Annotated in this window: 5 protein-coding genes; 1 reads left to right on the plus strand and 4 read right to left on the minus strand. The window is 44.2% G+C overall.

Annotation, left to right across the window (positions count from 1 at the left end; all coding sequences use genetic code 11):
* Positions 1-124: 124 nt before the first annotated feature.
* The 4 genes from holA to QUA23_RS21975 all read right to left on the minus strand — a co-directional run bounded on the left by holA (position 125) and on the right by QUA23_RS21975 (position 9805).
* Complete coding sequence (gene holA / locus QUA23_RS21960; protein ID WP_333078162.1) at positions 125-1081, minus strand: DNA polymerase III subunit delta; 957 nt, start codon at positions 1079-1081, stop codon at positions 125-127.
* Positions 1078-2493: a DNA polymerase III subunit gamma/tau gene (gene dnaX, locus QUA23_RS21965; protein WP_333078160.1), complete on the minus strand. Its 1416-nt coding sequence runs from the start codon at positions 2491-2493 to the stop codon at positions 1078-1080. The genes holA and dnaX overlap by 4 nt, the downstream gene beginning before the upstream one ends.
* Before the next feature lie 126 nt (positions 2494-2619).
* Positions 2620-4122: a DNA polymerase III subunit beta gene (dnaN, locus tag QUA23_RS21970; RefSeq protein ID WP_333078159.1), complete on the minus strand. Its 1503-nt coding sequence runs from the start codon at positions 4120-4122 to the stop codon at positions 2620-2622.
* Between the two features lie 292 nt (positions 4123-4414).
* A complete protein-coding gene (locus tag QUA23_RS21975; protein WP_333078158.1) occupies positions 4415-9805 on the minus strand; it encodes an AAA family ATPase in 5391 nt (1796 codons plus the stop codon).
* 379 nt (positions 9806-10184) lie between these two features.
* On the opposite strand from QUA23_RS21975, the gene QUA23_RS21980 reads away from it, so the two are divergent.
* Positions 10185-11807, plus strand: a complete 1623-nt coding sequence (locus QUA23_RS21980; RefSeq protein ID WP_333078157.1) for a hypothetical protein — start codon at positions 10185-10187, stop codon at positions 11805-11807.
* Positions 11808-11823: the final 16 nt, after the last annotated feature.

An 11823-nucleotide genomic window follows, 5' to 3' on the forward strand; every position in this document is an offset into this window, starting at 1 on the left:
CATAAACTCTATCTGTAGGGTATGCCGCCGCGCACCTTACTGCTACCAATAGTGTTGCAAAGCAGTTTTTGTGTTCAGAACTGTTAATGAAAGGCTGCCGAATTAACTCGGCAGCGCTTTCCTGTTATTTAAGGTGAGTGAGTTGAGTGATGGTGAGCAAAGCAGGCAACATTGAGTCAGGCTTATCTCCTGTTTTGAGAGCAATTTCTAAATCAAACAAAATGGAGAGCGATCGACTTAAGAAGTTCGTAGATACTTCCTTAACCTCCTGCTTAAGGAAATACAGCCGTTTGGGGTTACTAATTCCGCACATACTAGCAATTTCGCTATCAGAACGTTGTTGGTCGGAATTGATAGTAGCTTTTACCCACAGCCAAGTTTTAAACTGAGTTTGGAGAGTGGCAATAATTGCTAAAGGAAACTCTGCCCGAGATAGCAATTCATCAAGCACCTTAATTGCCGCCACTGCTTGACCTTTTAAAAGAGCTTCGGCAAGTTGAAAACAGTTGGCTGTGGTAGCTGGAACGAGGATTTTAGCAGCTTCTTTCGTAATGCGAGCGCCTGCTGCATAAATGGCTAATTTCTCTAATTCACTGACTCTTCTAGCAGAATCGTTGCCAATCGCTACCGCTAGATAACTGACAGCATCTCTGGCAATTGAAAGATTCTTTTGTTTAGCAGTAGCAGCGATCGCACTTTCAATCAAATCAGTACGCCAAGGAGGAATGAGAGTAAACTCCTTAAGTTTACCAAACAGCAATAAATGCTTGACTACCTTGAGCCGTTTGTCGATAACAGCAGCAGTGAAGACTAAGTGCGTTGTAACAGGTAATTGGGGCAAAATTTGCAGCAATTCTAGCCCCATTTCTCCAAATTGCTTGAAATCGCAATTTTCAACGACAATAAGTTTGTTTCCTCCGCCGAAAGGAACTGAAGCAGCAGCAGAGAGGGCTGCATCCAGGAAAGAAGCATCGAAGCGGTGGATGTTGAAATCTCGCCAGAGAGGATGAGTTTGAGTCTTAAAATTTTCAACTTCTCGTTCAATTGCGTAGGTATCATTCCCAATTAGGATGCTAATCATGCTGCTAACTCTTCCTGTTGTTTGACAGTTACAGTAATAGAGCGGCCTAAAGCTTTAGTAACGATCCGCTGCACGGATTCAAGGTGACTCTGAAACTTATTCGCGTATTTTCTTTCTACTGCTAACACACATGAATCAGCAGAAAGTTCGGCAATTTGAGCGCGGTTTAAGAGGCTACGATTGCCTGGTTTCGCTGCTGCTACTACTTGCGCCCAAGTTGTCTCAAAGTCAGGAGAATCTGCCTCTATTTTTTGAGGGGTTTTATCAAATTTGTCAGGCTGATTAGATGGGGAAGTTGCCGGCAATCGCGTTTCGGGGGCAGCGGGTTTGCTTGACAGCATCAAGTTCAGCAGACAGACTTCTAACCAAGTAGCAGCATTGGTGCTAGTTCTCAATTGAAATTCTGATTTTTGCAATTGTGTACAAGCCGCATCAATTGTTTCAAAATCGAGATGAAGAGCGAGCGAGCGCAGTTGTGAATAGCCTACTGGCCCTGCAATTAAATTCTGGCAGTGGCGCGTTGATTTGACAATGAGCAAATCTCTCATTGCTGCTAGCAAGCTGCTGAGAATCAGTTTGGGGGTTTTGCCGCTGTCAATGAGCGTTCTCGAAGATAGCAGTACGCTTAAGGTATCGCCAGAATGAATGGCTTTGAGAAGGGCGATCAAGTCTTGCTCGCTGATGCTGCCAGATACTTCTGCAACTTGAGTTAGGGTAATCTCTGAGTTTAGCAGTGAAAGCTGAGAAAGTAATTGCAGGGCATCTCTTAACCCCCCGTCGCAGGTACGAGCGAGATCCCGCATGGCCTCACTTGCGATCTCAATAGATTCAGCGGAGCTAATTTTGTGCAATTGTCCGACAATAGCATCAACTGACAAGGCTCGGAAGTTAAAGGTTTGGCAGCGGGAGATAATTGTCGGCAGGACTTTATGTGCTTCAGTCGTACAGAGAATAAATACCACATGAGCCGGAGGTTCTTCAAGGCATTTGAGGAGAGCATTTTGAGCGCTGGTACTGAGTTGGTGGCACTCATCTAAAATCCAGATGCGGTAACGGCTCATCGCTGGCGCAAAGTTGCTGTGTTGTATTAATTCTCTGGCATCATCCACGCCATTGTGAGAGGCAGCATCGATTTCAGTTACGTCTAAGCTTGAACAGGAGTCAATAGTTTTGCAGCTTGAACATTCCCCGCAAGGAGTGGCGGTTGGCTTTTTGCTATTCAAACAATTGAGGGATTTAGCAAGGATGCGAGCGGTTGAGGTTTTGCCTGTTCCTCTGGGGCCAGTAAACAGGTAAGCTTGAGCAATTTTGTCGGAGGTGATGGCATTAATCAAGGTTGTTTTGATGGTGTCTTGACCCACTAATTCTTGTAGGTTTTTGGGGCGGTATTTGAGGTGCAGTGGTTGGTACATTTTGAGTCGTTAGAATACTTCTGGTAACTATTCCCCGATAGGGGAGGCGTGAGCCGTGCCTGAAATTAAACTCATATTTTTTGCAGGAGAGGGCATCAAATTTAGATGCCACTCCCACATGCACGACTATTCTTGCGGAGCGACAATATATTCGCACTCTAAAGCCTCTGTACCCGACGCAGGCGTTCCAAACGGTGCAATCAGTAGGGGAGCGGTAGGAGTTGCCATTAACACCCGCAAATCAGAGCTGGAAATCGCTTTGACTGTATCAATCAAATAGCGGATGTCGCACTTGAGACGAAACTCACAGCCCCAGAGTTTAGCATCAACTGTCTCAGTTCCTGAACTGAGAGTATTGTTGAGTGATGCTCGCACTTGTTGGGCATCTAAATCGAATTCTAAAATAGCTGTTAGGTGAGATTTGTCGCTGTGAGAAGCTAACCTCTCTAACGCTTTTAAAAAGCTCAGCCTCTCAACCACCACTTGATGGCTGAATTCAGGTCGATAGGGAGCGATAATTTGGTCACAAACCGGATATTGCCCTTCTAGCAACTTCGTGGTCAACCGCCAATTATTCCACTCGAATGCGACAAAATTACTAGGTTGCTCTGGCAAACCTTCATAGTAAATCGTAACTTTGTCAGCAGAATTCAAAGAACGCTCCAATAACCGGAGTACCTTAGCAGGGACAGTAAAATTAACTACTTGACCGCTCAAAAGATAGGAATTGCTGCTTTCGTTCAATCCTAAAACCATTGCTACCCGATGCCCATCTGTCGTCCAAACTCTCAGTTGATCGAGTCCTCTGTCTGCGTCGTGACTGAGTTGAAAATTACCTCCTGTTAAAATGCGTTTGTTTTCCTCAGAACTTACAGCAAATAAGCTAGCTTTTAGGACAGAAATTAACACGCTAGCAGGAAGCGTTACAAGTTTCTGTTGAACGCTGGGGATAGCCGGAAATTCGTCCGCAGCTAGCCCGCGAATGGCGTGCTTGCTTCTTGACGCACTCAGAGTGGCACTGACTGATGGAACGTCGCTTCCTTTAATAATTTCAGAAGAACTCTTTAAGGTAAGGCTGCCGTTAGGAAATTTTCCCAGAATGTCAGCAAGTATGGGTGCGGGGAGGGTAAGCTTTCCAGATTGATTGACATTCGCACCAAAGCTCACTTGCATTCCAAATTCTAAATTGTAAGCAGTCAGGTGCAAATGTTGAGTTTCAGCATCAGCTTCAATCAAAATATTGGACAAAATGGGATGGCTGCTATTGCTGGGAATGATGCCTTTCAGAGCCTGTACATAATCGTTGAATTCTCTTGAGTCGCAGGCAACTTCAATAGCTGATGAGAGAGGATAAGAAGAAGGCAATATCGCCTCATTTGACAATATTTCTAGAGAAGGAGCATCGACAGATGGCAGTGCTGCAAAATTTGTGTAAGTTGGCGAGGTTTCTACTTTTTGTGGAGAGATTGTTAAGGGTTCGCAAACCGAGTCAGTTTCCGTTGTTGGTTTGACTGATTTCTTCACAGTTTTGGCAGAATTATGTGCTGTGGCAGTCGAGCGTTTTTTCTTAACTCTTCTCTCCAAATTTTCCTCTTGAGGCGGTGTTCCTGTTAGTCGAGATTTTGCCATAATTAGTCTGGTGTCAGGGTGCGATTAGCCGCTGCGGTAGCAGCACTTATTCAGGTTGTTGAGAAAGAGGAGTGGGAAGGAGAAGGAGAAAGAGAAGGAAAAGGAGAAGGGGAAGGAACCCACGCTTAAAGACATAGGATTGAAGGAGCGACATTATCAAAAGCTATGATGGGGTAAGCTATAGACAATAAAAAATTATGTTTGACAGAGCTTGAAAAACCAATCAATTGCTACGAGTGATTTTTTCCCATTTATTCAGCAAGCTCTAATTCCCCCTGAAAAACAATCTCCCCTACTTTTGTTTCAACACCACCAAGGCAATATCATCAAAAACTTTTTGCTCGCCAATATGCCGCCGCACATCTTCAATTACGACTTGCCGAATTTCCTCTACCCCTAGGTGGTGATTTCTGGATATGACTTCGCACAGTCTCTCCAAACCGTAAAGTTTTCGATTAATATCTTTAGCTTCAGTAATCCCATCGGTATAAAGCACCACTACATCTCCCGGATTCAGCAACACTTGAGTTTGGGCAACAAAATCAGCAATCTCCACATCCAAACCAATGGGGAAACCCAGAGATATTGTATCTATCCGCTCGACGCTGCTATCAGTACGCACCACTATTATCTCTTCATGTTGACCGCTGATATTGAGGATACTATCTTGATACTCTAATAATGCCAAGGTCATATTTTTTCCAGAATTCATCCGCTGGAGATTGCCGTAAAGGGTTCGATTGAGCACATCCATAAACCTCACCGGATCTGTTTCATTACTTTCTTGAAGCGTTCGGACAGCGGTTTGCGCCATAATCATTATCACGCCACTTTCTAACCCGTGTCCCGTAACATCGCCGATGCTGAAATAGACTTTGCCATTCTTAGATAGCACGTCGTAGTAGTCGCCACCCACTTCATCTGCAGGTTCCATAAAAACAGCAATTTCCAAGTCTTCAATTGCCTCAATTTCTGAGGGATTTGGCAGCACCATTTGTTGCAGTTGTCTCGCTACATCTAATTCGGCACTTAAGCGGATGTTCTCTTTTTTCAAGCGTGAGTTGAGCGCAGTAATTTCTTCATAAGCAAGGGCGAGTTGGCGGTTGGAACCAGCTAGTTGAGCCGTGCGCTGTTGCACTTTTTCTTCTAAACTGTGATAGAGGCGAGCATTTTCAATGGAAATAGCAGCTTGAACAGATAATACTTTTAAAAGTTCCAATCTGTCGGCGGTAAATGCAGCCTCGGTTAAATTATTTTCTAAATAAAGAATACCGAGGCAAATTCCTTGATGTTGAATAGGGAGACACAGTAACGATTTAGGATGACGCTGGATAATATAAGGCTCTGCAGCCCAAGTAGCTTCCTTGGTTGCATCATTAATTACTAGAGTTTCAGCCGTGCGCCAAACATAATTGACGATTGATACCGGAATCTCTTGGCTGCTGTCAACTAAGATAGATTGCAAGTGGCACTCGCTACCAAGCGATTGAGCGGTAATAAATAATTCACCCGCTTGTTCTAAAATTAGAGCGCTGCCTGTTGCTCCTGCATTCTCCATCACGACTTTCATTAAAGCTGAAATTAACTTATCGAGATTAATTTCTCCAGATATGACTTGAGAGGCTTCGATGACAGTTGTTAAATCTAGAGCTGATGAAATACCTCTACCAGTGCTACTTGTAACTTTGAGCGCGGCGATTTCATGAGTCATCCGAGTTACTGTATCGCCCAATTGCGCGCCGGGATTTCTAATAAAAATAGGGGCGAGTAATTGAGGATAGCGTTTTTCTAAATCTTCAATTTTTGCTTTGGCTCCCCAGCGAGAGTAAGCGTAATAAGCTGCTATAATGTAGGTTTGAGCAATGGTTTCTTTGCCCCAAGCTAAGTAAAATTTGGCAGCAAGTTCGTTGGCGATTGCTTCTTCATTGACGTACTCGTTTTCTTTGGCGATCGCAATAGCCCGATCGTAATTATCCATTGCTTCTACATTTTCACCCAGAACCCGATGCCGTTCTGCTTCCACCAGATAAAATTTATGCGAGTGATTCATCGGCGCGTGTTCAGCCCAGGTCTTGAGTTTTTGCTGATTGTGTGCTACTTTTTCTAAAATTCGCTCGCGATCGCTGGTGGATGAATCGGTCAAAATCGCTAGCTGTACCAGGGAGTCGTAGAAATGGAATAGGGGTACACACAGAAGAGCGATCGCGCTATCAATATATTCCTCTGCCTTGGCAGTATTTGCGATCGCTTGTGGCAATTCCTCAAACAGATAACAGAGAATCAGCTTGTTTAAATACAAATAGTGCAATCCGTTTCTGTCGTTGCCTTCTAAATGTTGCGACAGTAATTCTACTTCGTCATAAGCTTCACCCACTAAAAGGCAGCGATTTTCCGACTCACCTAATAAGTTAAGCACTGCCTGCCGAAAAATTTCATTATAATTAAACGAGGCAATTTGTTTTAGTTGTTTGAGCGCATGACTGTAAGACGCCATTTCCCGTTCTAATCCAGTTAGTTCGGCCCCAGCAAAATATAAATGGTTACAGGCGTAACAGGCACTGTAAGCCGCAAATTCTAAATCTCCAGTTTCCAAGCCAATTTGGTAACTCTCTAGCAAAGGTTTTAATGTTTTGCGGACTGGTTCTTTCCAATGGGCGACCATACCACCAAAAATAAAGAATGTTTTTGGTTTAATTTCCTTAACGTTGAACTCCGAAGCCACTGTTAAAGCTAAGAGACCAAATTGATAACCCAATTCAATATCTCCCACGACGCCGCACATAATTAACCCATAGGTGGCATAAGCAAAAGCCGACCAAGCAGCATTGCCATATTGCAGGGATAAATTCACCCGATGGCACACCGTCAGCGGATACATCTGAGGCGCAGAAATATAGGTGGCAGAGGATAAACTCGAAAGAATTTGCATCGCTGCCAATTTTTCTGGGTCCGTCATCGCTGGCAAGTTAATCAAGTCCTCGATTGGGCGAGAACCCAAATTTTCTCTCGTTTCCACCATTGCTTGCTGAATATCTGATGGTTGGGTATTTTCTGGAAAATCTATCCCCAAAAGCTTCAGCACTTGTAGCCCCGTTCTCACCGCGTCTAAACCTCGGGTTTGCGCCATGTAGGCTTGAATTTTGACTTCATAGACTTTCACTTTATCCAGCAAAGTTTTAGCTTCGTTCAAAACAAGTGCTGACCACGCCTCCATCTGCTCGAAGTTACCCCCCAGATAGGCTGACTCAGCGGCTAATTCATACAGTGCCAGCGTTCGATCGTAATTCGTTTGCCAGCTATCTGCTGTTAGCAGTTTCATGCCTACAGATAAATAACCGATCGCGGCCGCATAGGCTGTAGAAGCTTTGGCTTTACGTCCCGCAAGTAAATTTAACTGCACCAGTTCGTCTTGTTCTGTTTGACTGTCAATTAAATCGACGGCAATATTCAACTGGTTGACAATATCAAAAATTTTCTCTTCCCGTTCCGTTTCGGGGGTATTTGCCAACAGCAACCGTCCAATTTTCAGATGAGTTGATTGTTTTTGGTCTTCTGGAATTAGAAAATAAGCCGCTTGCTGCACTCGATCGTGGAGAAATTTGTAAGGAACTGTCAGTTCTACATTCTCTTGACTTGTGACCGAAGACTCATATTGGAAGAATTTGTAAACTTCGCTAATCGGAATAACTAAACCTTCTTGCAAAGCTTTCCACAAGTCTGCCGCCGTCTCGGCTTGCGATTTTTCACGGACAATTGCTAGGGTAGCGAGGTCAAAAGTGTTGCCTATGCAAGCTGCTAATTTCAATACGATTTGAGTATTTTCCGGTAGCTTTTGCAACTGAGTTGCCATAAACTCGACAACATCATCGCTGACGGAAATTGTCTTAACTTGTGCAATATTGCACTGCCAATAGTTGCAGCTAAAGTCAAACGATATTAATCCATCTTCGTAAAGCGATTTGAGGAATTGATTCGTAAAGAAAGGATTGCCTTTGGTTTTTGCCAGTACCAGTTCGGTTAAAGAAATTGCTCGCTCTGGCGGACAACTCAGAGTATCGGCAATCAGGCAGTTTAAGGAAGGTTGGTCTAAAGGTGCTAAGGTAATTTGATTGACCGTCGCATTAGTTTCCTTAATTTCATCTAACGTCAGCATCAGCGGATGTGCGGGAGAAACTTCGTTGTCTCGATAAGCTCCTATTAGCAACAGACAACGGGTATCCCCATCGCTTAAAAGCAATTGCATCAACTTCAAAGAAGCTGAATCTGCCCACTGTAAATCATCTAAGAAAATCACTAAAGGATGTTCTTGAGTCGCGAAGACTCGGATAAACTTTTGAAACAGCAAATTGAAGCGATTTTGAGCCGCACTTCCTTCTAGTTCGGGGGCGGGTGGTTGCTTGCCAATCAGCAGTTCTAGTTCGGGGATGACCTCAATAATGACTTGGCCGTTTTCTCCCAAAGCGGCTAAGATTTTTGCTTTCCATTTCTGCACAACAGCCGCAGTTTCAGTCAGCAGTTGTCGCATTAAATTTTGCAGAGCTTGTACCCATGCCCAAAAGGGAATGTTGCGATTAAATTGGTCGAATTTTCCTTTAATAAAATAACCGCGTTGGCGGACAATGGGTTTGTGAACTTCATTGACAACGGCAGTTTTACCAATGCCGGAAAATCCTGCTACTAGCATGATTTCTGAATTTCCAGAACTGATGCGTTCAAATGCTGCTAAAAGCGTTTCTACTTCAATTTCTCTGCCGTAAAGTTTTTCTGGGATAACGAAGCGTTCGGAAATGTCCCTTTTTCCTAATTCAAAGGGTGCAATCTTACCGCTAGCTGCGTACTGTTCTAAACACTTTTCTAAATCGTATTTAATCCCAAAAGCTGTTTGATAGCGGTCTTCAGCAGTTTTTGCGATCAATTTCATTACGATGTCATTTAAAATTTGGGGGATGGCGGGATTTACTGCAATAGGGGGAATGGCTTGACGGGCAATATGACAGTGAACTAATTCCATCGGGTCTGTCGATAGAAAAGGCAACTGACCCGCTAGCAGTTCGTAAAAAGTTACGCCCAAGGAGTAAAAGTCAGTACGATAGTCAATGCCCCGATTCATGCGTCCCGTTTGTTCCGGGGAGATATAAGCGAGGGTGCCTTCTAACTGATTGGGGTTTTGAATTTCTTGGCTTTCTCTGGGTAAAAGCGAGGAAATACTGAAGTCAATCAGTTTGACTTGTTTAGTTTTAGGGTTAATTAAAATATTCTGGGGTTTAATATCTTTATGAATAATTCGGCAGCGATAAAGTCCTTCTAGCGTCGTGACAATTTGAAGAGCTATGTCAAAAAAATCAGCGAGGTTATCGGTAATTTTTCCGGTTTTTGACAAAACCGGGGAAGTCAGGTAGTTAGCCAGGGAAATGCCACCATAATTCTCCATTATTAGGGCAAAACCATTTCGATAGTTTTCCAAGCTTAAATGTTTGACAATTCCCGGAAAGTCGAGATTTTTGGCAATTGTGTATTGATTGCGGAACTGTACCAGTTCGGTGAATGCTGGATACTCAGACTGAAGCAGTTTGATTGCAACTGGTTGACTGTCTAACTCTTTAATTCCTAGGTAAACTTGGGTTCTGTTACCATTGTAAATTTGTTCGGTGATGTAATAGCCAGGAATTTTTAGAGTTGTCATTTTCACTCGATATTGGTAATTTACAATTATTAATTCTTGGCTTATCGATATACATCATAACATCGACTTTAGGGCTGTATAAGTCATTCATTGTATATTGGCTAATTTTTAGCCTAGATAGAAGAATGAATCTTGGACCTTACAAAATTACATTAACGTTATCCTTTATTTAGTAAACTTACAAACAAAATCTAGAATCCCAATATTAAGTCTTGTTAGGATTTATTATCATATATTAACTATTCATAAATTTTATTGCTCGATCGAGGGGACTAATAACTTGTATGAGTAATATTGTTGGCACGCAGATAAATTAATGGGTAAGATTTAAAAGTCAGTACAAGGCTCAAACTGAACGGGTATCTTCGGGGAGTTGTTAATGGATACAATTTTAGAAGTGTTCTTTCTACCACCGATGGCGATCGCGCGTTTAGGTAGCAGCGATACACCAATGGAAAGTTTCACTTGGACAGAAGATCCCAGCGTCTTTGGGGGCGATATGACTATTATAACCCCCCAAGTCAGCTTAGAAGTCAGAGAAGATGGCTCTCTGTGTCCTGACCTACCTCAGTCGATTCGCTTTCGGGATGGCAAGTCCTTGCGACCAGTTGCTCCCTTTTTTGAGTTGTGGGTAACGGTTCAGTCAGGCAAGGATGGCACGATTAAGGAAGTGCCCCTGACCTTAAATTTACTAGCCGAGTTGGGCGCTTCCACTGAAAACATTCGGTATCGGATAACAGCAGGAAACCGGAAAGCTTCCTTCCGCACGGGCGATCCCGCTTGTTCCTACACTGCAATGGTAGAAGTGGCTGGCCAGGATTGCCAGCGTTACCCCCTGCTAGCATACAGCCGTCACACTGCGGGTCAAGAACCTCTAGTTTTGAAAGACCATCCCATTCCTCTGGGTCACTTCCAAGTCATGCGTCCGACTCCCGAAACCAAGTTGGGGGTAGACTTGAGTCAATTGCGCGTTCGCTTCACTCCTGCTAAAGGAAAAGTCTACGGCCCGCCAAGCGCGATCGCAGGTCCAGCTTCTGGGTTACCCCCCGGTGAAGCAGCAGCGCCTCTTTCAGAAGCGGGTCGCGTTTATGAAATTGTACCGCCAGAAAATCGCATCCTCAACGAAAATACAGTGTGGTCAAAGTATATTTTGGGACGAGAATACGACGATGCTTTACCCTCCGATAGTTATGACGGCGCGAATGTGGGGGATAACCGTTCCTGGGGAGTGGTGGATGATAGTTGCGATGCCGTTATTGAAGCTTACCTAGCGATCGCCTCCGAGCGCTACGTTGCTACGGCGCGGGTCTTGGTCGGCCCACCGGATTTTGCTCCGGATCGCCGTCCTTTTTACTCGATCGCTGATGACCTCGCCGACCGGGATCTGGATTCAGTACAGGTAAATAAAGACACTGAGCAAGTAACGGCAGAAGAAATTCAAGATTTATTCCACCGCATCTATGAAACCGTAAGCTTGATGAGTCTGGATTCAGCACGCACCCGTTCGATTCGGGAAAATGATTCAGACGACCAAAAGCCTAACTTTCCGGGTATGCCCCAAATCGACAAACGCAGTTTGTCGGGGGAAGATGTTCCTTATGTCGATAAAAGCCCAGATTTGCTGATTTCTTCAGCCCCTCAAGAAGAGAGCATTAGCGTTAAACGCGATCGCTTGCCCTATAAAGATGTCGCTCATTTCGTTCACACGCCCCTCACCGATATTGATACCCTAATCCATTTTTTCCGCAGTCACCAAAGGCACATCGAGCGGCTGATCCGTCCTCCCTTCGGTCATTTCCACCAACTAACAGATAATCCGCCACCGAATTCTGAACCCAACCCAGATTTCCGCGACCCTCGCATTTTACGCGACAAACTCTACGATATGCGGATGCCGCCCTATATGCGCGACTCAGATGAAAATCCTCTATCTCTGACTCGACGGCAGTATGAGGAATTGATGGCATTGGTGAAACTGTTGAACGAACCGCAAGCAAAATAGCGGTTTTAAATCGAAC

Source organism: Microcoleus sp. Pol1C5 (genome assembly GCF_036701115.1).
In the GTDB taxonomy this organism is placed as follows: Bacteria; Cyanobacteriota; Cyanobacteriia; order Cyanobacteriales; family Microcoleaceae; genus Microcoleus.

Bases quoted from the DNA above. Each gene is read 5' to 3' on its own strand.
- holA (WP_333078162.1), bottom strand. From the start codon at position 1,081: ATGATTAGCATCCTAATTGGGAATGATACCTACGCAATTGAACGAGAA.
- dnaX (WP_333078160.1), bottom strand. From the start codon at position 2,493: ATGTACCAACCACTGCACCTCAAATACCGCCCCAAAAACCTACAAGAA.
- dnaN (WP_333078159.1), bottom strand. From the start codon at position 4,122: ATGGCAAAATCTCGACTAACAGGAACACCGCCTCAAGAGGAAAATTTG.
- QUA23_RS21975 (WP_333078158.1), bottom strand. From the start codon at position 9,805: ATGACAACTCTAAAAATTCCTGGCTATTACATCACCGAACAAATTTAC.
- QUA23_RS21980 (WP_333078157.1), top strand. From the start codon at position 10,185: ATGGATACAATTTTAGAAGTGTTCTTTCTACCACCGATGGCGATCGCG.